This window comes from Thalassolituus hydrocarboniclasticus (assembly GCF_025345565.1).
GTDB lineage: Bacteria > Pseudomonadota > Gammaproteobacteria > Pseudomonadales > Oceanobacteraceae > Venatoribacter > Venatoribacter hydrocarboniclasticus.
In genome coordinates this window covers 4,039,137-4,061,421 of sequence record NZ_CP054475.1, presented here as the reverse complement: position 1 = coordinate 4,061,421, position 22,285 = coordinate 4,039,137, and the positions used below count along the sequence as shown (strand labels likewise).

Here is a 22,285-nt window from a genome sequence, read left to right as displayed (position 1 = left end):
CGCTGGTGACTGCAGGTGGCTTTCGATCACCGCCTGCCATCAGGGGCAGGCGGCTTGTTGCAATGTTTCAGAGATGACCGACTTTCACCAGAATCAGCGTCTCTTCATCAACAAAAGGATGGTGCTGGCTTAAATGCGGACTGCGCAGCCAGGTATGCTGCGGATATTCACCGTGTTCGTCTTTAAAACAACCGGAAATTACCAGAATTTCCTCCCCACCCCAGTGGCGGTGCGGTTGGAATACTTCACCAGCCGGCCAGTGCACCAGCGCTGTACTGGCGCCCAGATGTTCGTGCAGCGGGCATACGGTCAGGCCGCCAATACCCGGCCGCCATTGCTGATCTTCAGGGCGGATGCGCACCGTTGCACTGTCGGTTTCAGCAAACTGATTAAGTTTTACAAAAATCAGGCAGCCCTGTTCGGAAAACGGGGCATGGGCAGAGCCCGGTGGGTTGCGCAGATAACTGCCCGCCGGGTAATCGCCGGACTCATCGCTGAACACGCCTTCGAGCACATAAATTTCTTCACCCAGCGGATGGGTATGTTGCGGAAAGCGGGCGCCGGGCAGGTAGCGTACCAGACTGCTGACCTGACCATGTTCCGGCGCTTCACGCTCCAGTGGGAAACGTTCTATCGGCGCCTGCGGTGCGCTGAGCCAGGGCTGATCGCCCTGGCGGATAACCACCACTTTACTGCGATCCATATTGATGGGTTCAAAGGCGGGTTGCGCGCTCATAACGTCTCCGGTTGCGGGGTTGAATGGCTGTTAACAAACGCCGGCAAATACTGAATCACGGCATTCAGGCGCTGAGCTTCAGGCTGATCACGATCCAGTAACAGTGCACCCTCAAGGGCGCTGAGAATGAACCGTGCCTGTAATTCTGTTGCCGGTTGCGGGACGCCGGCGCTTGTCAGCACAGTACATATCCAGCCCTCCAGACGCAGCAGGAAGCGTTCAACCGCGGCGCGCTGAGCTGCACTGGTTTCACTGCCGGCAGCAGCAAAGGCCAGACACAGGCACTGACACTGCTGGCTGTGACTGTCACTGAACAACGACGCCAGTGTCTGAAGCTGCTTAACAGGGCTGGACATCCCCTCACACAATGCGTCCAGACGGGAAAAAAACGCCTGTTCATAATCGTCAATCAACTCCTGCAGCAGAGCCTCACGGTTTTCAAAGTGGTAGTGCACCGAGCTGCTTTTAATGCCCAGTACTTTGCCCATCTCACGGAAACTGGCGCTGTGCAGGGTGTGGCGGCGAATTTGTTCGGTGGCGATTTGCTTCAGCTGGCTGCGGGTATCGCTCATGGTGTGATGTCGTGATTAAGTATGAGTCCGGGACTTTATTCTAACGGGTGTTAGGTGGCAAGAAGAGAACTGTAATGAGCATGCAGGCCGGGCAGAGCTGCGCTGTCAGCGGCACGTAATTGATACTCAAGCCAGCGTCGCGTCAGCCGATGACTATGCTTATACCCAGACTATTAAGCAGGAGTCGGCTGTGCGCCTCGTTCACACTCTGATGCTGTCGGCCAGTATGTTGCTGGCAGGCTGTATCGCGGAAGAAGACAAAGACAAGATCACCAACGAACAGGGAGTGACGGTCAGCGATCCGACGCTGGCCCTGAATGGGTTATGGGATGGTCAGTTTGATCAGGCCGGAACCCTGCGCGTGCTGATCTATAACGGCAATGTTTATGGCCTGGATGAAAACCGTGGTTATTACGGCACAGCATTGCTGAATAACGATAACCGCACCGCCACGCTGGCACTGACCAGCTATGCACTGTCGCAGAACGATACGACGGCCAAGCAGTATGTGGCCGATGGTCTGAGTCAGGAGTACAGCCTCAATGGTCTGCTGTATACGGTGGACGCTTCGCCGCAGGTGGTTGGCGATTTTGAAAATGCCACCGCCACCGGCAGTTTTGTGCTCACCGATGACGGCACCTGGCCGAATAACTCTGCCCTGAGTTTGCTGGCGGGCAAGTGGACGGCCACAGGTTATGAACTTTATGTCGAGCCATTAAGCAGCAAAGCATCGTTTAAAGGCATCAGCACCGACAGCAGTGGCTGTACCTTCGAAGGTGACATCACCCTGCTGGATAAAAACTTCGCGCTGTACGCGGTTGCCCTGCGTGAACGCAAAAACTGCCCGGCGTTTAACGAAACCAATGCCAGCGGCTATGCCGTCATTAACACCGACGGTGCGCTGGAACTCTACCTGCGCAAAGACACCGATCTGCTGTTTATGACCTTTGCCGCACCGGTCAGCAGTACGCCGGTAGAGCCACCGACCGACACGACGACACCTTAACCCTTCCATGCTTTCCGGGCCGTTACAGCTGTGGCGGCCGACAGCGTTTCTTTTTTCATGCCTCCCTGTGTATAACCTTCTGGATAACGCGTAATAAAGATCCGCATAAGCTGGGATCTCAGCATGAACAGTTTTCCGTATTTATTCTGAGGATAAAGTTACCCACAATTATCAACAGCTTTATACACTTACTAATGCTTTGTTTTTTAAGGAATTAAATTAAAAAATCACAGCGGTGACTAAAAATGGCTAACAGTCTTTTTACCGATGTGGATAAAGTGTATAAAAGCATTGGTTAAAATTTGCCCAGCCTACTGCCGCTGAGCAGGTAAGGCTGGTATACTGCGCGCCCTTTTTTCCCGATTCCTGTTAAACGAACAATTCTGAGGTGGTTTGTGGATTATCCCGTGCGTTATGACGTCATTGTGGTTGGCGGCGGCCATGCCGGTACGGAGGCTGCGCTGGCAGCGGCCCGCACCGGCTGTAAAACCCTGCTGCTGACCCACAACACCGACACCGTCGGTGTGATGTCATGCAACCCGGCCATCGGCGGGATTGGCAAAAGCCACCTGGTTAAAGAAATCGATGCACTGGGCGGCGCCATGGCGCGCGCGACCGACAAAGCCGGTATCCAGTTCCGTATTCTTAACAGCCGCAAAGGTCCGGCGGTGCGTGCAACCCGCGCCCAGGCCGACCGCGCGCTGTACCGCTCGGCGATCCGTCATATTGTGGAAAATCAGCCCAATCTGGATATCTTCCAGGCCGCCTGTGACGACCTGATTACCCAGGGCGACGGCGTTGGCTCCACTGTCTGTGGCGTAGTCACCAACACCAATATGCGCATTCACGCCACCAGTGTGGTGCTGACCGCCGGTACTTTCCTTGGCGGACTTATCCACATCGGCATGGAAAACCACAGCGGTGGCCGTGCCGGTGATCCGCCGTCGATTGCGCTGTCCAAACGTCTGCGCGAAATGCCGTTTAACGTTGGCCGCCTGAAAACCGGTACGCCGGCGCGTATCGATGCGCGCAGTGTCGACTTCTCCGTGATGCAGGTGCAGCCCGGCGATGCGCCGCTGCCGGTGATGTCCTTTATGGGTTCGGTGGATGAACACCCGGAGCAGGTGAACTGCTACATCACCCATACCAACGAGCGCACCCACGAGATTATCCGCAATAACCTCGACCGCTCGCCGATGTATGCCGGTGTGATCGAAGGGATCGGCCCGCGCTACTGCCCGTCGATCGAAGACAAAATCACCCGCTTCGCTGATAAAACCAGCCATCAGGTGTTTGTTGAGCCGGAAGGTCTGAACAGCAACGAGCTCTACCCGAACGGCATCTCCACCAGTCTGCCGTTCGACGTACAGCTGGATCTTATCCACAGCATCCGTGGTTTTGAAAATGCCCACGTCACCCGCCCGGGTTACGCCATCGAGTACGATTACTTCAATCCACAGGATCTGAAGCACAGCCTCGAAACCAAATTCGTGAATAACCTGTTCTTTGCCGGTCAGATCAACGGCACCACAGGTTACGAAGAAGCCGGTGCTCAGGGCCTGCTGGCCGGTACCAACGCCGCCCTGCGCGCGCTGGAAAAAGACGCCTGGGTACCGCGCCGCGATCAGTCGTACATCGGTGTGCTGGTCGACGACCTGATCACCATGGGCACCAAAGAGCCGTACCGCATGTTCACCAGCCGCGCCGAATACCGCCTGGTGCTGCGTGAAGATAACGCCGACCTGCGCCTGACCGAAGTGGGCCGTGAGCTGGGTCTGGTCGATGACGAACGCTGGGCCGCGTTCAGTACCAAGCGCGAAAGCATCGAGCAGGAAGCGCAGCGTCTGAAAACCACCTGGGTGCAGCCGGGCAGCGCCGAAGCCGCCGCGCTGGAAGCCAAAGGCGAAAGCAAATTTGTACGCGAATACAGCCTGCACGATCTGCTCAAACGTCCAGGTCTGGAATACAACGATGTGGCCGGTCTGAAAGGTGAGCCGGTGGCTGATCCGCAGGTCGCCGAGCAGGTTGAGATTCAGGCCAAGTACGACGGCTATATTGCCCGTCAGCTGGACGAAATCGAACAACTGCGCCGCTATGAAAACACCAAACTGCCGGCCGACCTTGACTACGACGCCATGGGCGGCCTGTCGAACGAAGTGAAGCAGAAGCTGAATACCCTGCGCCCGGAAACCCTCGGCGTAGCCTCACGTATTTCCGGTATTACCCCGGCGGCCATCAGCCAGATTCTGATTCATCTGAAGAAGAAAAATGCGGTGAATAAGCTGAGTGCGTGATGCTCTTTGATTGTCACTTTTAACCCGCACGGGCTTGATACGAATCAAGCCCGTTTTTGTTTCTGCTGCCACACTGAGCAGAACACATTAATGGAGTCGTGTTATGAGTGGCGAACAACAGGTTGTCGATTTCCTGCTGCAATTGCTGGACGATGCTGCAGGGCAAAATGCCGAAATCAATGGTCCTTACATGGAAGATATGCTGTTTACCCAGCTGCTGACCCGTCTGGCGGCCCGGCGTAGCGAAAAAGACATTCTGCATCAGGTGCAGTACCACCTGAATTTTGAGCAGCGCAATCTCAGTAAGGATGAGTTTGTCGTTACCCGCGGCTGCTGATGTTCTGCGGCAGCCTGTCTGCCCAGTTCAGCCTGCCCAGCTCAGCCTGCCCAGCTCAGCCTGCCCGGTTCAGCTGCGCAGGCTTTGCCGGGCCAGTAACTCGGTCAGAACCGGTGAGACAAACTGGCGTTTCACCGTCACCGCATAAAAGCTCTCAAACACATTGGGCAGAGTCATAAACTCCAGCAGTGTGCCCTGCGCAATTTCGTCTTTTACTACGACGGTGGGCAGCACGGTCAGCGCGCCGGTATCACGCGCCAGCAGACGCAGCATCGCCATATCGTCGGCCTCAGCCTGAACGTCCGGTTCGTAATGCCAGCGGCTGCAGAAGCCATCAAAGGCACTGCGCAGCTCGGTACCGCTGGCCGGTAACACCCAGCGCCTGCCCTCATACCCCTGCGGAAATTCTGCCTCCGGTTTCTGTTCTGGCGGACCAACCACGGCCAGTGGCTGGCGCGCCAGTAACTGGCTTTGCCAGAGCGAATCCTGACCCTCTGCAGCGACGTTACTGTTGGTCAGAATCAGGTCGAACTGATGGCTGGCAAGACCATCCAGCAGATTCGCCATACCGCGCGCATGCAGGCTGAAGCGCACTTTCGGCTGACCGATCAGCGGTGCGATAAAGCCCTCAATAAAGTTACGCGACATGGTCGATAACACGCCAATCCGCAGCTGCTGATATTCCGGCTCAATGCCGTGGCGCAGCAGTGACTCCAGCTCTTCACCACGACTGAAAATATCATTAGCATAGCCCAGCACCCGCTGACCGGTGGCGGTCAGCAGCAGACGGCGGCCGCTGCGTTCAAACAGCTGAGTGTCCATGCTCTCTTCCAGCGCGCGGATCTGTGCCGACAGCGCCGATTGTGAAACATGCAGCTGGCGCGCGGCTTCGGTCAGGTTGCCCAACGTGGCGACGCGCCAGAAATAATGCAGATGATGGTAATTAAGGCGGCTCACTTAATCGTTCTCAAAAAGTGAATGAATTGTGAGTTTATATCTATTTTACCTGCAGTAACCAGTACGGAGATACTGCGCGCACCTGAACCCATAACAGAGGTTGCGTACCATGAGTATTTCCTCTCTGCTGATGGCCATCGTGCTGGCGGCGATCCCGCTGACATTGATACTGGCCGCTGTTCCTGCCGGTCTGCAGACCCGGCGCTTTAGCTTAAGTGACGACCAGCGCTGGCGTTTTGCCTGGCGGGCGGCGCAAATCATCAGCCTGTTAACCCTGAGTGCAATCGCACTGGCACTGCTGCTGCCGGACGCCGGTTTGCACTGGCTGAGTGACCAGCCGTTGCGCCTGACCCTGCTGTTGCTGCTCAGTGTGATGGCACTGGTAGTGGTAAAATTCTCACGCCGGTATCTGGCTGCCGATCCGGGCTTTGGCCGTTATCTGCGCTGGCTGTTGCTGACTCTGGCGGCGGTGGCGCTGGTGTTTATCAGTAACCATTTACTGCTGTTTGCCCTAGGCTGGATTGCCATCAGCCTGGCACTGCATCAGCTGCTGATGTTCTACCCTGAACGTCCGCGCGCGGCGCTGGCCGCGCATAAAAAATTCCTGCTGGCGCGGCTGGCAGAAACCTCTCTGCTGGTTGCCTTTTACCTGCTGTGGCAACAACACGGCACGGCTAATATCGACATCATTGTCAGCGCTTATCAGAGTCCGGCTGCCCTCAGCCTGAATGAGCAGATTGCCGCCGTGCTGATTGCCCTGACCGCGCTGATCAAATGTGCGCAGCTGCCGGTGCACGGCTGGCTGATTCAGGTGGTGGAAGCGCCGACGCCGGTCTCCGCTCTGCTGCATGCCGGGGTGATTAACCTTGGCGGTTTTCTGCTGATTCTGTTTGCTCCGCTGTTTTTACAGGTGACCGCAGCGCAGTGGCTGGTGCTGGTGGTGGCCGGTCTGACGACGGTACTGGCAGCGCTGATTATGACTACCCGCATCAGTGTGAAGGTGCGGCTGGCCTGGTCGACCAGCGCGCAGATGGGTCTGATGCTGATCGAGTGTGCGCTGGGTCTGGTTGAACTGGCATTGCTGCATCTGCTGGCCCACTCAGCGTATAAAGCCTGGGCGTTCTTAAGCTCCGGCTCGGCAGTACAGCAGCATGTGCAACAGTCGCTGCTGATTGCTCCGCCAGCGGCGGCGCGTTGCTGGTTACCGGCGCTGATAGCAGCGGCTGGTCTGGCTGGCGCGGCCTGGTGGTTCAGTGTTCAGTTGAGTGCTCAGTTGAGTGCTCAGTTGCATGCCGGCATTCAGCCCCTCAGCGGTTGGTTACTGCTGGCACTGGCGCTGACCACCCTGCTGGTACAGCGCGCGTCAGGCGCATGGACATTGCTGCTGGCAGCAGGTCTGGCGCTGGCTTACAGCCTGCTGAAAATCCTGCTGCAGCCGCTGACCGGTGAGTTGTCGGCGGCGCTGCGTCCCGGACTGTTCAGCGCTGCAGATCTGTGGGTAAGCAGCCTGTTTCTGCTGCTGTTCTCTCTCTGGTGGCTGCTGCGTTACCGCGCCCACTGGCCGCAGGTGCAGCGCTTATCGCTGGCGCTGTTTGCCGGCCTGTATCTGGATGAGTGGTTTACCCGCATCACCCTGCGCCTGTGGCCTGCACGCCTGCCGGTACGGGCGAATCCCAAGCAGTTAGCACAATCCCCGGCATCCCAACCTGCACTGGCCTCTGGCCGTAAGGAGCAATTGTTATGAGCGCACTGACGGTATCTGCACAATGTTCAGCACGTCTGGCGGCGGTTAGCGCAGCCGGCAGCCGTATTGCCCCAACCTGGCCACTGGATCAGTTAATTGCGGTAAACCCTTTGTGGGAACTGCGCGATCAGCCATTTACTGCCGCCGCCGCACGTCTGGAGGCGCTGGGCCGGATGCACTGTCTGATGCCCGCCGCGCATTATGCCCGGCTGTGGCAGCGCAGCCAGATTGGCGCTGCGGATGTACAGCGCGCGGCGGCTGAGCTGGGCGCTGCGGACGATACCGAAGCCTTGCTGCAGGCGCTGAAACAGCCGGCGGCAGAAGCCCACTGGCACAATGTGTCAGACCTGCTCGACAGCACCCGTGACCGTCAGCACCAGATGGCCTGGCGCGATGAAATCAGCCATCAGATCAGCCAGTTCTGCGCCGCTTTTTGTCAGCAGCCGGAACATCAGTCGGCACACAACCTGTACCTGAGCTGGGTTACGCAGATCCGTGCCGACCGCGGTATCGCCATTCTGATGGGCGAACCGGGGCTGACCAAAGCTTTCCGTGAATTGCCGGATAACCCGCAGGCGCTGACTTTGATCGCGCTGGATGAGCTTGGACTCACTCATACTGCGCAGATTGAAGCCTACTGCCATGCTCTGCTGCTCGATATCAACGGCTGGGCTTCCTGGTTTGCCTATGAGCGCTGGCAGTCGCGGCTGGAGGGCGCCGGCGACGATGCCCTGCCACAGCTGATCGCCATCCGTCTCGGCTGGGAGCTGGCGCTGTGGCGTCACTGGCAGCTGCGCCATAAACAGGCTGCACAACAACTGCAGCAGCAGTGGTACAGCCAGCTACCGCAACTGAACAGGCTGATTGAACAGCAACGGCTGGCACAGAAACCGCTGTGGGTATGGCAGCGCGCCGCTGAGATTGCCCGTCAGCGGCAGGAGATGCAGATACTGGCGCAGAAGCCGCTGGCCACCTCGCCGCAGCCAAAACTGCAGGCGATTTTCTGTATTGATGTGCGTTCCGAGGTGATGCGGCGGGCGCTGGAAGCCCAGAGCCCGGCGATCCAGACTCTGGGCTTTGCCGGTTTCTTTGGTCTGCCGCTGGCTTATACCCCGGTGGGCACCGACCTTAACCGGCCACAGTTGCCGGGACTGCTGGCCGCCGGTTTGCGCGTCAGCGAAGGCGGACATGAAGCCCAGGCGCTGGGTTTTGCCAGAAGGGCGCAGCAACAGAAAGACGCCGCCTGGCATGACTTCAGCCGTGGTGCTGCCTCCTCGTTCAGCATGGTTGAGGCAGCCGGACTGAGCTACGCCGCCAAGCTGCTGCGTAAAACCTTCGGCCTGCAGGCTGAGGAGCACCCGGTTAACGATCTGGCTGTCACCGGCCAGTGGACCCTGTGGAATGGCGAGCGGCCGCTGACCCTGAGCGAAAAAGCCGATCTGGCCGGCAACATTCTGCAGGCCATGGGCCTTAAACGGCTGGGGGGTGAGGTGCTGCTGGTCGGCCATGGCAGCCATACCACCAACAATCCCCATGCCGCCGGGCTGGATTGCGGGGCCTGTGGCGGTCAGACCGGTGCGGTGAACGTGCAGGTGCTGGCACAACTGCTGAACGACGAAGCGGTGCGCAAGGTGCTGGCTGAACGTGGCCGCATCATTCCGCACAGCACCCGTTTTGTGGCGGCGCTGCATAACACCACCACCGATCATATCCATTGTTTCGGCAAGGTGACGGACATGGCTGCGCAGTGGCTCGCTGATGCTGGCATTCTGGCTCAGCGGGAGCGTGCTGTGGCGCTGGGTCTGGCCGACAGCGCACAGCTTAACCAGCCGCAGCAACTGGATGCGGCCTTGCGCCAGCGTGCCCTCGACTGGTCAGAAGTACGGCCCGAATGGGGGCTGGCGGGCAACAGCGCCTTTATTGTCGCGCCGCGCAGCCGTACCCGCGGCCTGAACTTCGGTGGCCGTACCTTCCTGCACGATTATGTCTGGCAGGAGGACAGCGCCTTCAGTGTGCTGGAACTGATTATGACCGCGCCGATGGTGGTGACCCACTGGATCAACATGCAGTACAACGCCTCGGTTACCGACCCGCTGAAGTACGGCAGTGGCAACAAAGTGCTGCACAACGTGGTGGGGGGGAATCTGGGCGTATTTGAAGGCAACGGCGGTGATCTGCGCATCGGTCTGCCGCTGCAGTCGGTGCACGATGGCCAGCAGTGGATGCACGAGCCGCTGCGGCTGAGTGTCTACATTCAGGCGCCGGAGGAAGCCATCGCCGCTATCGTCGAACGCCACGAAAACGTGCGTCAGCTGGTGGATAACGACTGGCTGTACCTGTTCCGGCTGGATGATAACGGCGTGGCCGCACGTCTGTATCGGGGGGCATGGCAGGAGCCTGCCTGTGGCTGATACCCTCGCGACTATGCAGACCCGTCATGGCAAAAGCGGGTTATGAAGGCCCGCTGTGCCTGCGGCTTACCTGGACATACCTGATTAGCGCATTGGCCGATCCGATCGATCCCCCGTGCGCTAACCCCTGAAGACGATGACCGACTATGAAAACGATGACCGACTATGAAAACAGAGTTGCTTGATGGCCTCAGCGACAGCGGCCTGCAACGCGCCGTGCAGTTATTACAGGCTGGCGAATGCGTGGCCGTACCGACCGAAACCGTTTACGGCCTGGCCGCCGATGCCCGCAATGCGGCGGCGGTACGCGCTATTTTTGTCGCCAAGGGCCGCCCGGCCAATCACCCGCTGATTGTCCATCTGGCCAGTGCAGAACAACTGCCGCAGTGGGCGGCCAGTGTGCCAGCGGAAGCCTGGCAGCTGGCCGAGGCATTCTGGCCCGGCCCGATGACCATACTGCTGCCCAAAGCGGCGGATGTACCTGAAGAAGTAACCGGTGGCCTACCCAGCATTGGTCTGCGCGTCCCCGCGCATCCGCTGCTGCAGGCGTTACTGCGCCAGCTCGGCAGTGGTGTGGCTGCCCCTTCGGCGAACCCGTACAAAGCGTTAAGCCCGACCTCGGCGGCGCAGGTGATGGCCGGACTGGATGGCCGTATTGCCGCGGTATTGGATGGTGGTGCCTGTGAATTCGGGCTGGAATCGACCATTGTCGATCTGACTCAGCCAGAGCAGGGCATCCGTATTCTGCGCGCCGGGCCGATCAGCCGCATTGCCATAGAACAGGTGCTGGGGCAGCCGGTTGAGGTACCGCAGCAACACAACGAAGCGGTGCCGGGTAACGTGCAGGCGCATTATCAGCCGCGCACTCCGCTGAAGCTGTACAGCAGTGACGAACTGGCCGAGCGGATAAAAGACGGAGTTGGCGATGACACCGGCCTGCTGCTGTGGTCTCCGCGTCTGATTGGTCTGGCCTGTGGCCGTGAGCGGGCGCTGATTCTGCCGGATAATGCGCCTGCCTTTGCGCAAACGCTGTATCAGACACTGCATGAAGCCGACCAGCTGGGTTATCGCCAGCTCTGGCTGGAACAACCGCCGCTGACGGAAGACTGGCTGGCGGTTAACGACCGGCTGTCGCGGGCAGCGTTACAATAACGCACAACCCCTGTGGCTGGTTGGCCTGCAGCTGCAGGCGGCCGCCATAGCTGCTGACAATATCGCTGACCATCGCCAGCCCGAGGCCGCTGCCTCCGGCCCCTGCTTCATCCAGCCGTGTACCGCGCAGCAGCAGTTGCTGGCGCGCTTCTGCGGCAATGCCCGGCCCCTGATCACAGACGCTGATCAGCCATTCTTTATCGTCATGGCGGACGTTCAGCAGAATCTCACCGGCGGCGTATTTGCAGGCGTTATCCAGCAGATTACCGAGCAGTTCCAGCATATCGTCACGGTCCTGCGGCAACACCACGCTGTGGTCGAACTGTGCGCGGATGCTGGTCTGCGGGTACAGCTGCTGCAGCACCTGTAACAGGGGCGGCAGGTCTTCGCTCAGCCGGGTTTGCCGGCCGGGGGATGACATGCCAACGATTCTGGCGCGCTTCAGTTCGCGCTCGACCAGCTGCCGCAGGCGCTGCAGGGCTTCGCGCTGTTGTTGCTGATGTTGTGGATCGAGCTGTTCCGCCAGCAGCTGCAGCTGTTGCAGTGGGCGTTTCATTTCGTGGGCAAGATTACCCAGCGCATTGCGCGAACGGCTGACCCGCTGCTGCAACAGACTGAGCAAGCGATCGATTTCTTCAGCCAGCGGCTGCACTTCCTGCGGGTACTGACCGGCGGCGGCATTCAGGCCATCGCGCTCACCAAAACGCAGTTCGCGCAGTTGCTGCTGTAATGGCTCCAGACGGGCAAAGGCCCGGCTCAGCTGGCGGCGCTGGATCAGCATCAGGGCCAGCAGGGCGAAGACCAGCAAGGCCAGTGCCGCCAGACGGTAGCGGTTCAGTTCGCTCTGTAAGGGCGCAATGTCTTCCGCCACCCACAGGGTAAAGTCGTGATTCTGTACGCGGATGCCCTGTGCCTGACTGAGCCATTGCTCATCCAGCCTGTCACCCTGAATGCCGGGTTGCTGCCAGTGCCGGATATCGCCGCTGGCCAGCTGAATGGCAGGTGGTTCTTTATCCCACAGCGAGCGGCTGCGCAGGTCGGTGCCCTGCTGGTCGCGGATGGCAAAATAATGGCCGGAGTAGACACGCTGATAGAGCGCGCCCAGACGGCTGTCATCCACCTGCCAGTTACCCTGAGTGTCCTGTGTCAGGGCGGCAATCAGGCTGTCGGCATCGTGTTGCAGACGGCTGAGCACGGTATGGGTGGTGAGCTGGCGCACGCCGTAGTCGGCCAGCCACAATAGCGGCAGCATCAGCAGTAACAGGGTCAGCAGCCACTGGCGGCGCAGCTGATGCTGCAGTGAAATCATGCTTGTGTGTCCGCCGCCAGCTGGTAGCCCTGCCCGCGGCGGGTTTCGATAAAGTCTTTACCGAAGTACTGACGCAGGCGGTTGATATAGACCTCAATCACATTGCTGTCTTTCTGCTGCTCTTCTTCGTAAACGTGTTCGCTGAGGCGGGTTTTGGAGTGCACATCCTTTGGGTGCTGCATCAGGTAGCGCAGCAGGCGGAATTCAATCGCGGTCAGCTCGATGGTGCGGCCATCGGCCGCGGTGGCCTGCTGGCGTTCGGTATCCAGTGTCACACCGCGCCAGCTCAGGGCGTTACTGGCCTGACCGCCATGCCGGCGGGCGATGGCTTCCAGCCGGGCGAGTAATTCCTGGCTGTGGAAAGGTTTGCCGAGGTAATCGTCGGCGCCGGCTTTGAGGCCGTCGACCCGCTCATGCCAGGCGTCACGTGCGGTCAGTACCAGTACCGGCGTGCGGTTACCGGCATTGCGCCAGCTGCGCAGCACGTCCAGACCGTTTTTACCCGGCAGGCCCAGATCAAGCACAATCAGATCCGGCTGCAACTCGTTGCCGAGAAACTCACCATCAATGCCATCGTGGCTGACCTCTACCGCGTAACCGGCTTCGCGCAGCAGCGGCTGCAGGGCATCGGTCAGTTGCTGGTCATCTTCGATCAGCAGCAGCTTCACAGCGGCCGGGCCTTAGTCGTCATCGCGTTCATCCTCCAGCCAGACACCGCTGCGGGCGTCGATATAGGTTTCATGACGATGACCGTTGCTATCCAGCCATTTGAGTTCATACACCAGCACACCGTCTTCCCATTCCACTTCGGCATCCAGCAGTTCACCGCCGAGCGGATGCCGTTGCAGAATGGCTTCAAGGGACAGTATCTCACCCTGCTCTACCCAGGCCCTGATCTGGGTCTGGTCGGGATGTTTTCCGGCAAAGGCCGGATTAATCATCCCAGCGGCCAAAGCCAGGAATAACCACCGTATGTTCATTGAATTTCCCCTGTGCGGCATCTTTATGGCAGCTGTCGCATTGACTGAATGAACCGACCTGCGGATTGCCGCTGACCATGCGTTCCGGTACTTCCCGGTGCTTACGTCTGAAGTATGGCAGTTCGGTGATGCGCTGAGGAGTGTCGTTGTAGGCGAGGCCTTTCAGGTAGCGCGTGTGATTGCCGGCGCTGTGAGCACTCAGGTAAGCCAGAATCTCTGCCTGAGTGGCGGCACTCAGCGAGGCATCGTCACCGAAGTGATTATCAAGGCTGGCCATCATCGTCTGCCAGCTGCGCGCCGGCAGCAGTTTGGCCGGATAAGGCAGATGGCAGCTGCCGCATTCTTCTTTGTATTGCTGTGTTGCGGCCATACCTGTGCCGGGTTGTTCAGGGCGCGGCCGGTATTCACTGTGCTCATCATCGTCGTCATCGGCGAGGGATTGATTATTCAGAGTGCTCAGGCCGTAAATACCAAGGGTCAGGGCGCTGCCCAGCAGCAGTGTGCCGGTGGCAAAACGCAGGGCGTTGAGAGAAGTACGCAGGGCGTTCAGGTTACTCATCATCTTTCTCCTTCTTTATGGCTGGCTGAGCCAGGTAATCACATCGCCTTTTTCCTGAGCGCTGCATTCGCGGCCCAGCGTCCAGCGGCAGTTGCGCAGGAACCACTTCGCGGTTTTGGCGGCATCGGTAAAGCGCTCCGGGTTGGCGTGCACTGTCATAGGCTCAATGGTCTTGCCGGTTTTCTGATGTTTGCCGGGCTGAGACGGATCGCGTCCGTGGCAGCTGGCGCAACTGCGCCCGTTGTTGTCCTGCAGCCACAGGGCCTCGCCGGCGGCGGCTGAGAATGGCCCGGCTCCGCCAGCCTGCAGGGCCTGCAGCTGGGCGCTGGCACCGGCATAGCTGAGGCTGGTGGCGAGCAGGCTTAAGGTAAAAAGAGCCGCACTCAGTGCGCGGCGGGTCAGGTTATTCATGCTGATCTCCCCGGCTATCGGTGTCGTCAGCGCGTGCTTCTTTGCGACCGTGAATCATCGAGCGCACCAGGTTTTCGCGATGATGCAGGCTGCTGAACAGCACCCCGGCAACGTGCAGGAAGACCAGCGCCAGTGTGCTGTTGGCGAAGAATTCGTGGATTTCTTTCAGCGTGTGTTCGTTAAAAGAGGCCAGCCAGGTGCCTGCTAACGGCCCGGCGTTTTCATCCGCCCCCAGCGTTGCCATACCGAATACCACAGTGCCGGTCAGCGCCAGCAGCAGGGCGATAACCATGGCACCCCCGGCCGGATTGTGGCCGATATAGCGGCGCGCCTTACCGGCCGGAATGGCGAGCAGATAATTCCAGACTCCCCGTGGCGATTGCACGAAGTCGCTGAAGCGCGCATGGCGTGTGCCGATCAGCCCCCACAGCAGGCGGAAGGCAACCAGCGCAGCCACGCTGTAACCAGCCCAGACGTGCAGGGTTTCGAACTCGTCTTCACTCAGATAAGCGATAAAGAAAAACAGCACCAGCGACCAGTGGAAGATACGCACCAGCGGGTCCCAGACTTTGATTGTGTGTGTCATAACGACCTCTCCTCAGGATTTGCACCCAGCGTAGAGCGGCCATGCTTAAACCAACCTTAAAGTTATTCAGCGGCGGAAGTAGCCGGCCTGAAGGGGTGATCACGTCTTTATTTTCACCGCTCAGCGATAACAGCACTGGCCCGAATTGCCCTTTGTTTTGCTACTCAGGTTTACGTTAACGTAAAGGTAACTTAACAGCCCGACAGCCCAACCCGCATGAGCCGTACTTACAGCATCCGTGACCTCGCCGACGAGTTTGATATCACCACCCGCACCATCCGCTTTTATGAAGCGGAGGGCATGCTCAATCCGCAGCGCGAAGGTCAGACCCGTATCTATACGCCACAGGACCGGGTGACGCTGAAGCTGATTCTGCGCGGTAAGCGTTTGGGCTTATCGCTGGCCGAAAGCCGTGAGCTGATTGATATGTACCGCCCCGGACTGGAGCCGGAGGCCAACCGTCCGCAGCTGGAAAAACTGCTGGCGGTGATAGAACAGCGGCGCAGTCACCTGCGCCAGCAACTGCACGATATCGAACGCATGATGCAGGACCTGGACGACGCCGAGCTGAAAGCCAGCGAGGCACTGGCGGCACTGAAAGGCGCTTAACGCCGCCCGTCAGTCTCCGGCCCTGCTACCAAGAATAAAAATACAACAGGAAGGAGCCATACGATGACCGGATTCAATTTTGGCCTGGGCGAAACGCTCGATATGCTGCGCGATCAGGTGCGCGGTTTTGCCCAGCGTGAGCTGGCGCCGCTGGCCGCGGACGTTGACCGCGACAACCAGTTCCCCATGCCCATGTGGCGCAAGTTCGGCGAGCAGGGATTGCTCGGCATTACCGTCAGTGAAGAATACGGCGGTGCCGGTATGGGCTATCTGGCGCATGTCATCGCCATGGAAGAAATCAGCCGCGCCTCGGCTTCGGTCGGGCTGTCTTACGGCGCTCACTCCAACCTCTGTGTAAACCAGATTTACCGCAACGGCACGGCGGAGCAGAAGGCGAAATACCTGCCGAAGCTGATCTCCGGCGAGCACATCGGCGCGCTGGCGATGAGCGAGCCCAATGCCGGTTCCGATGTGGTGTCGATGAAGCTGCGCGCCGATAAAAAAGGCGACCACTATGTACTCAACGGCACCAAGATGTGGATCACCAACGGCCCGGATGCCAACGTCTATGTGATCTACGCCAAAACCGATCTGAGCAAAGGCCCGCACGGCATGACCGCCTTTATCGTCGAGCGCGACTGGGCCGGTTTCTCACGCAGCCCGAAACTCGACAAGCTCGGCATGCGCGGCTCCAACACCTGTGAGCTGGTGTTCGATAACGTCGAAGTACCGGCGGAGAACATCCTCGGCGGCGAGAACATGGGCGTGAAAGTGCTGATGAGCGGCCTCGACTACGAGCGTGTGGTGCTGTCCGGCGGCCCGACCGGCATCATGCTGGCCTGTATGGATGTGGTGCAGCCCTACATCGTCGACCGCAAACAGTTTGGCCAGAGCATCGGTGAGTTCCAACTGGTGCAGGGCAAGCTGGCCGATATGTACACCAGCATGAACGCCAGCCGCGCCTATCTGTATGCCGTGGCCGCCGCCTGCGACCGTGGCGAAACCACGCGTAAAGACGCCGCCGGTGTGATTCTCTACTGTGCCGAAAAAGCCACGCAGATGGCGCTGGATGCGATCCAGCTGCTGGGCGGCAATGGCTATATCAACGACTTCCCCACCGGCCGTCTGCTGCGCGACGCCAAACTGTACGAAATCGGCGCCGGCACCTCGGAAATCCGCCGCATGCTGATTGGCCGCGAACTGTTTCAGGAGCTGAGCTGATGCCGCTTATCCAGTCCCGGCTCGACAGCCGCAGCCCGCAGTTTGCCGCCAACCGCGCACAGATGCAGGCGCTGGTGGCCGACCTGAAAGCCAAAGTCGCCCGCATTGCCGAAGGCGGTGGTGAGGTGGCGATGCAGCGCCATACCGCACGCGGCAAACTGCCGGTGCGCGAACGTATTCAGCTGCTGCTTGACCCCGGCAGCCCCTTTCTCGAAATCGGCCAGCTGGCGGCCCATGAGGTGTACGGCGAAGACGTACCCGCCGCCGGTGTGGTTGCCGGTATCGGCCGAATCAACGGTCAGGAATGCATGGTGGTGGGCAACGATGCCACGGTGAAGGGCGGCAGCTACTACCCGCTGACGGTGAAAAAACACCTGCGCGCGCAGACCATCGCCCAGCAGTGCAATCTGCCCTGTGTCTATCTGGTGGACTCCGGCGGCGCTAACCTGCCACGTCAGGATGAAGTCTTCCCCGACCGCGAACACTTCGGCCGAATCTTCTTTAACCAGGCCAATATGTCGGCCGCCGGTATCGCCCAGATTGCGGTGGTGATGGGTTCCTGTACCGCCGGCGGTGCCTATGTGCCGGCGATGGCCGATGAATCCATTATCGTGCGTAATCAGGCCACCATTTTTCTTGCCGGCCCGCCGCTGGTGAAGATGGCTACCGGCGAAGAAATCGGTGCCGAAGAACTGGGTGGTGGCGAGTTGCATACCGGTCAGTCCGGGGTGGCCGACCATCTGGCCGAGAACGACGAACACGCGCTGCAACTGGCGCGTAACGCCGTCGCCAATCTGAACCGCCACAAGCCGCAAAGCACGGCGGCAGAGGTAAAAGAACCGGCCTATCCGGGCCATGAACTGTACGGCCTGATTCCGACCGATACCCGCCAGCCCTACGATGTGCGCGAGGTGATTGCGCGGCTGGTGGACGGCTCGGAGTTTGATGAATTCAAAGCGCGCTTCGGCACCACGCTGGTGTGCGGTTTTGCCAAACTGTACGGCATGCCGGTCGGCATCGTCGCTAATAACGGCATCCTGTTTTCCGAGTCGGCACAGAAAGGCACGCACTTTATCGAGCTCTGTGCACAACGCAAAATTCCGCTGCTGTTTCTGCAGAACATCACCGGCTTTATGGTCGGCCCCAAATACGAAGCCGAAGGCATCGCCCGCCACGGCGCCAAGATGGTGATGGCGGTGGCCTGTGCCAAAGTGCCGAAGCTGACGCTGGTAATTGGCGGCAGCTTTGGCGCCGGTAACTACGGCATGTGTGGCCGCGCCTACGATCCGAACTTCCTCTTTATGTGGCCCAACGCGCGCATCTCGGTGATGGGCGGCGAACAGGCAGCCGGCGTGCTGGCGCAGGTTAAGCGCGAGCAGCTGGCGAAAAAAGGCGAGCCCTGGAGCGACGCCGACGAGAACGCCTTTAAACAACCAATCCGCGAGCTGTACGAGCAGCAGGGCCATCCGTACTACAGCTCGGCGCGGCTGTGGGACGACGGCATTATCGACCCGGCCGACAGCCGGCGCGTGCTGGGGCTGGCGTTGTCGGCCTGCCTGAATAAACCCATCGAAGACACGCGCTTTGGCGTGTTCCGCATGTAGGAGATAAAGATGCTGGAACTCGCAATTCATCAGGGCGTTGCCACGCTGAGCCTCGACCGTCCTGAACTGGGTAATGCCTTTAATGCGGAGCTGATTGCCGAGCTGCGGGCGCAGTTAACGGTACTGGCCACCGAGCCTGCGGTGCGGGTGCTGGTGCTCGCCGGTCAGGGTAAACACTTCTGCACCGGCGCTGACCTCAACTGGATGAAAGTGCAGAAAGACGCCTCCGAGGCAGAGAACCACGCCGATGCCCTGCAGCTGGCCGGTCTGCTGCAGGATCTGAATGACTTCCCCAAACCGACCATCGCCCGCGTGCAGGGCGCAGCCTTTGGCGGTGCGCTGGGGCTGATCTGCTGTTGCGATATGGCGGTGGCAGTGGACAACGCGCGCTTCTGTCTGAGCGAAGTGAAACTCGGTTTAAGCCCGGCGACCATCAGCCCTTATGTGCTGGCGGCGATGGGCGCACGTCAGGCGCGGCGTTACTTCTTAACCGCGGAACTGATCGACGCGCCAACGGCGCAGGCACTGCAGCTGGTGCATGAAGTGGTGCCGGCCGAACAGCTGGATGAGCAGGTGCTGCGCTGGTGTCAGGCGTTGCTGGCCAACGGTCCGCAGGCGCTGGCGGCGACCAAGACCCTGATCGCCGGCCAGAGCAGCCCGGTCAATGATCAGCTGAAAGAACAAACATCGGCACTGATTGCCCGCCTGCGCGTCAGCGCCGAGGGCCAGGAAGGATTAAGTGCGTTTCTGCAGAAACGCGCCCCCACTTATGCACAGGAAGCAGCCCATGACTGAGCACCTGTTTAACAAGATTCTGATCGCCAACCGTGGCGAAATTGCCGTGCGCGTGATGCGTACCGCGAAAGCGCTGGGCATCCGCACCGTTGCTGTTTATTCCGATGCCGACGCCAGCGCGCTGCATGTACAGCAAGCCGATGAAGCCATCGCTCTCGGTGGTGTGACCGCCGCCGAAAGCTATCTGGATATGCACAAGGTGCTGGACGCCGCGCGCGCCACCGGCGCCGAAGCCATTCATCCGGGCTACGGTTTTTTGAGCGAAAACGCCGCCTTTGCCCGCGCCTGCGAAGAGGCCGGCATTGCCTTTATCGGCCCATCGGCTGCCGCGATTGAAGCCATGGGCGATAAGGCCAGCGCCAAAGCCCTGCTGGCCGACAGCGGTGTGCCGCTGGTGCCCGGCTATCACGGCGATGAGCAGAGCGACGAACGCCTGTGCGCCGAGGCTGAACGCATCGGTTATCCGCTGCTGCTGAAAGCCAGTGCTGGTGGTGGCGGTAAAGGGATGCGTATCGTGCACTCCGCTGCCACGCTGCACGACGATATCGCCGCCGCCCGGCGCGAAGCGCGCTCGGCCTTTGGTGATGATCGCCTGCTGATTGAGAAATACCTGATCCGTCCGCGCCATGTGGAAGTGCAGGTGTTTATGGACAGCTTTGGCAACGGCGTTTACCTGTTCGAGCGCGATTGCTCGGTGCAGCGCCGCCATCAGAAAGTGATCGAGGAAGCCCCTGCACCGGGTATGACGGCCGCGCTGCGCCAGCGTATGGGCGAGGCCGCACTGGCGGTGGCGCAGCGTATTCAGTATCGCGGTGCGGGTACGGTGGAGTTTCTGCTGGATGCCAACCATGAATTCTTCTTTATGGAGATGAACACCCGCCTGCAGGTCGAGCATCCGGTCACCGAGATGATTACCGGCGTCGATCTGGTGTACTGGCAGTTACGCGTGGCGGCGGGTAAAGGTCTGCCGGATGACGTCAGCCAGCAGAACCTGCCGATTAATGGCCACGCCATTGAGGTGCGGCTGTACGCCGAAGATCCGGACAACCATTTCCTGCCGGCTATTGGCCGCCTGAAACTGTGGCAGGCGCCAGAGCTGAGTGCTTCTGTTCGTCTCGACAGCGGTGTGCAGCAGGGGGATGAAGTCAGCCCTTACTACGACCCGATGCTGGCCAAGCTGATTGCCCACGGCCGTGACCGCGCCGAAGCGCTGCATAACCTGCGCACCGCGCTGGCTGCGCTGCAGGTCGACGGGGTAAAAACCAACCGCGATTTTCTGCTGCGTCTGCTCAGCCTGGAGGCTTTTGCCAATGCCGAACTGAGCACCGATTTTATTGAGCGTAACCAGCACGAACTGACGCAGCCCTTGCCTACCCACTGGGAACTGGCGGCGTTAACCGAGCTGCTGTTGCCGACGCTTGCCTCTCAACCTCAACCTCAGCCTCAGCAGCAAGCGCATGACCCGTGGCACGCCGATGGTTTTCAGTCGGCACTGCCTGCGCAGCGCGTGCTGCGGCTGGAAAGTGCCGTCGGTGATGTGCTGCGTGCACGGGCGCGGGCGAATGAGCAGGCGCACGGTCCGGACAGAAATCAGAGCTGGAACCTGCAGCTGGCCGATCACAGTGTGCAGTTTCAGGGGCGCCTGGAATTTAACGGCCAGGCCGGTGATATCCGCCTGCTGCAGCTGGAGGCGTGGGTAAACGGTCAGCAGCAATCGCTGCCGCTGGCGCTGAGCGAGCATGAACTGCTGCTGTTTCTGCCGCAGGGCAGCCAGCGTTTTGTGCGTAACCGCTGGCTGGGCGAGCAGGCGCAGGATGATCATGGCGGTCTGACCGCACCCATGGCCGGTCAGGTGCTGGAGGTTAAAGTGCAGCCGGGCGAACAGGTTGAGGCCGGTCAGGTGCTGATGATTATGGAAGCGATGAAAATGGAGCACAGCATCCGCGCGCCGCAGGCCGCGCTGGTGCAGGCGGTGCTGTATCAGGCCGGTGATCAGGTAGCCGAAGGCACTGAGCTGTTGCAGCTGGAGATAACTGAAGAGGCAGCAGCGGAGGCCGACGCATGATGCAGCGGGCACATCCGGACAGCGTGCGCATTGTCGAAGTCGGCGCGCGCGATGGCTTACAGAATGAGGCGCAGGCGCTCAGTGTTGAGCTGCGCTGCGAGCTGATTGAGCGGCTGGCCGCAGCCGGACTGCGCCATATCGAGGCCGGCAGTTTTGTCTCACCCAAATGGGTGCCGCAGATGCAGTACAGCGACCGCGTTCTGCTGCAGCTTAAACGGCAGCCCGGCGTGCGCTATGCCGCCCTCACCCCCAATCTGCAGGGACTGGAAGCGGCGCTGGCGGCCAACGCCTCAGAGGTTGCGGTGTTTACCGCCGCCTCCGATGCTTTCACCCGGAAGAACATCAACTGCAGCGTGTCGCAGAGTCTGGAACGTATCCGCCCGGTGCTGGAACATGCCCGTACGGTGGGTCTGCCGGTGCGCGGTTATGTCTCCACCGTGATGGGTTGTCCCTATCAGGGCGAGGTGCCGGTGCAGGCGGTGGTCGATGTGGCGCAGGCGCTGCTTGATATGGGCTGCTACGAAATCTCTCTGGGTGACACCATCGGCACCGGCAGCGTGCCGCAGACGCAGAATCTGATCCGCGCGCTGGCACTGCATATGCCGGTATCGCAGCTGGCGGTGCATTTTCACGATACCTATGGTCAGGCGCTGGCCAATATTTACGCCGCGCTGGAGCTGGGAATCCGCACCGTCGACAGCTCGGTTGCCGGACTGGGCGGCTGCCCTTATGCCGCCGGGGCATCGGGTAATGTCGCCAGCGAAGATGTGCTGCGTCTGGTCGAAGGCCTCGGTCTGCATACCGGTATCGACGCGCAGTTATTGGCAGCAACCGGGCAGTGGATCAGCGACCAGCTGCAGCGCCCGAATGGCAGTAAAAGCGGCCGCGCGCTGGTGGCGAAAGCCACGCAGAAATAGTGATGAGATGGCTGTAGGAG

The 22,285-nt window shown here is 60.0% G+C and carries 21 protein-coding genes; 12 read left to right on the top strand and 9 right to left on the bottom strand.

All coding sequences use genetic code 11. From position 1 onward, the window contains the following. Positions 1-67: 67 nt before the first annotated feature. Together HUF19_RS18290 and HUF19_RS18285 are read right to left on the bottom strand one after the other, a co-directional pair. Positions 68-736, bottom strand: a complete 669-nt coding sequence (locus tag HUF19_RS18290; protein ID WP_260997923.1) for a cupin domain-containing protein — start codon at positions 734-736, stop codon at positions 68-70. Then, complete coding sequence (locus tag HUF19_RS18285; RefSeq protein ID WP_260997922.1) at positions 733-1,308, bottom strand: TetR/AcrR family transcriptional regulator; 576 nt, start codon at positions 1,306-1,308, stop codon at positions 733-735. The genes HUF19_RS18290 and HUF19_RS18285 overlap by 4 nt, the downstream gene beginning before the upstream one ends. Before the next feature lie 190 nt (positions 1,309-1,498). On the opposite strand from HUF19_RS18285, the gene HUF19_RS18280 reads away from it, so the two are divergent. From HUF19_RS18280 to HUF19_RS18270, 3 genes are all read left to right on the top strand, one after another. After that, on the top strand, positions 1,499-2,314 hold the full coding sequence (locus HUF19_RS18280) for a hypothetical protein (protein ID WP_260997921.1): 816 nt from the start codon (positions 1,499-1,501) through the stop codon (positions 2,312-2,314). Between the two features lie 395 nt (positions 2,315-2,709). Next, a complete protein-coding gene (gene mnmG / locus HUF19_RS18275; RefSeq protein ID WP_260997920.1) occupies positions 2,710-4,608 on the top strand; it encodes a tRNA uridine-5-carboxymethylaminomethyl(34) synthesis enzyme MnmG in 1,899 nt (632 codons plus the stop codon). Positions 4,609-4,711: 103 nt separating this feature from the next. Further along, on the top strand, positions 4,712-4,945 hold the full coding sequence (locus HUF19_RS18270; protein WP_260997919.1) for a hypothetical protein: 234 nt from the start codon (positions 4,712-4,714) through the stop codon (positions 4,943-4,945). Between the two features lie 69 nt (positions 4,946-5,014). Here the strand turns inward: HUF19_RS18270 and HUF19_RS18265 are convergent, their stop codons facing one another. Then, on the bottom strand, positions 5,015-5,902 hold the full coding sequence (locus HUF19_RS18265) for a LysR family transcriptional regulator (protein ID WP_260997918.1): 888 nt from the start codon (positions 5,900-5,902) through the stop codon (positions 5,015-5,017). A 109-nt stretch (positions 5,903-6,011) separates the two neighbouring features. Here HUF19_RS18265 and HUF19_RS18260 point away from each other — a divergent pair, with 109 nt between their 5' ends. The 3 genes from HUF19_RS18260 (at position 6,012) to HUF19_RS18250 (ending at position 11,209) form a co-directional block, all read left to right on the top strand. After that, positions 6,012-7,646 carry an NADH-quinone oxidoreductase subunit L gene (locus HUF19_RS18260; RefSeq protein ID WP_260997917.1) on the top strand — a complete coding sequence of 545 codons (1,635 nt, stop codon included), beginning with the start codon at positions 6,012-6,014 and terminating at the stop codon, positions 7,644-7,646. Further along, positions 7,643-10,057 carry a YbcC family protein gene (locus HUF19_RS18255; protein WP_260997916.1) on the top strand — a complete coding sequence of 805 codons (2,415 nt, stop codon included), beginning with the start codon at positions 7,643-7,645 and terminating at the stop codon, positions 10,055-10,057. Before HUF19_RS18260 ends, HUF19_RS18255 begins: the two co-directional genes overlap by 4 nt. A gap of 165 nt (positions 10,058-10,222) precedes the next feature. Next, positions 10,223-11,209, top strand: coding sequence for an L-threonylcarbamoyladenylate synthase (locus tag HUF19_RS18250; RefSeq protein ID WP_260997915.1), 987 nt, complete (start codon positions 10,223-10,225; stop codon positions 11,207-11,209). On the opposite strand, the gene HUF19_RS18245 is transcribed toward HUF19_RS18250, so the two are convergent. Genes HUF19_RS18245 through HUF19_RS18220 form a run of 6 tightly spaced genes read right to left on the bottom strand, consistent with a single transcriptional unit; the run spans position 11,175 to position 15,054 of the window. Next, the gene (locus HUF19_RS18245; protein WP_260997914.1) at positions 11,175-12,518 is read right to left on the bottom strand and encodes a sensor histidine kinase; all 1,344 of its coding nucleotides are present in this window, start codon (positions 12,516-12,518) and stop codon (positions 11,175-11,177) included. The two genes, HUF19_RS18250 and HUF19_RS18245, sit on opposite strands and share 35 nt — an antisense overlap. Beyond that, positions 12,515-13,186: a response regulator transcription factor gene (locus HUF19_RS18240; RefSeq protein WP_260997913.1), complete on the bottom strand. Its 672-nt coding sequence runs from the start codon at positions 13,184-13,186 to the stop codon at positions 12,515-12,517. The genes HUF19_RS18245 and HUF19_RS18240 overlap by 4 nt, the downstream gene beginning before the upstream one ends. A 12-nt stretch (positions 13,187-13,198) precedes the next feature. Beyond that, entirely contained in the window at positions 13,199-13,498 is a 300-nt protein-coding gene (locus HUF19_RS18235) for a PepSY domain-containing protein (RefSeq protein WP_260997912.1), read from the bottom strand. Continuing rightward, entirely contained in the window at positions 13,452-14,060 is a 609-nt protein-coding gene (locus HUF19_RS18230; protein ID WP_260997911.1) for a diheme cytochrome c, read from the bottom strand. The genes HUF19_RS18235 and HUF19_RS18230 overlap by 47 nt, the downstream gene beginning before the upstream one ends. 12 nt (positions 14,061-14,072) lie before the next feature. Next, positions 14,073-14,468, bottom strand: coding sequence for a DUF1924 domain-containing protein (locus HUF19_RS18225; RefSeq protein WP_260997910.1), 396 nt, complete (start codon positions 14,466-14,468; stop codon positions 14,073-14,075). After that, entirely contained in the window at positions 14,461-15,054 is a 594-nt protein-coding gene (locus tag HUF19_RS18220; RefSeq protein ID WP_260997909.1) for a cytochrome b/b6 domain-containing protein, read from the bottom strand. Before HUF19_RS18220 ends, HUF19_RS18225 begins: the two co-directional genes overlap by 8 nt. 216 nt (positions 15,055-15,270) lie before the next feature. Here HUF19_RS18220 and HUF19_RS18215 point away from each other — a divergent pair, with 216 nt between their 5' ends. The 6 genes from HUF19_RS18215 (at position 15,271) to HUF19_RS18190 (ending at position 22,265) form a co-directional block, all read left to right on the top strand. After that, on the top strand, positions 15,271-15,663 hold the full coding sequence (locus HUF19_RS18215) for a MerR family transcriptional regulator (protein WP_260997908.1): 393 nt from the start codon (positions 15,271-15,273) through the stop codon (positions 15,661-15,663). 63 nt (positions 15,664-15,726) lie between these two features. Further along, a complete protein-coding gene (locus HUF19_RS18210; protein ID WP_260997907.1) occupies positions 15,727-16,884 on the top strand; it encodes an isovaleryl-CoA dehydrogenase in 1,158 nt (385 codons plus the stop codon). Further along, entirely contained in the window at positions 16,884-18,488 is a 1,605-nt protein-coding gene (locus tag HUF19_RS18205) for a carboxyl transferase domain-containing protein (protein WP_260997906.1), read from the top strand. The genes HUF19_RS18210 and HUF19_RS18205 overlap by 1 nt, the downstream gene beginning before the upstream one ends. 9 nt (positions 18,489-18,497) lie before the next feature. Beyond that, positions 18,498-19,283: an enoyl-CoA hydratase-related protein gene (locus HUF19_RS18200; RefSeq protein ID WP_260997905.1), complete on the top strand. Its 786-nt coding sequence runs from the start codon at positions 18,498-18,500 to the stop codon at positions 19,281-19,283. Continuing rightward, positions 19,276-21,348: an acetyl/propionyl/methylcrotonyl-CoA carboxylase subunit alpha gene (locus HUF19_RS18195; protein WP_260997904.1), complete on the top strand. Its 2,073-nt coding sequence runs from the start codon at positions 19,276-19,278 to the stop codon at positions 21,346-21,348. The genes HUF19_RS18200 and HUF19_RS18195 overlap by 8 nt, the downstream gene beginning before the upstream one ends. Continuing rightward, entirely contained in the window at positions 21,345-22,265 is a 921-nt protein-coding gene (locus tag HUF19_RS18190; RefSeq protein WP_270049431.1) for a hydroxymethylglutaryl-CoA lyase, read from the top strand. Before HUF19_RS18195 ends, HUF19_RS18190 begins: the two co-directional genes overlap by 4 nt. Positions 22,266-22,285: the final 20 nt, after the last annotated feature.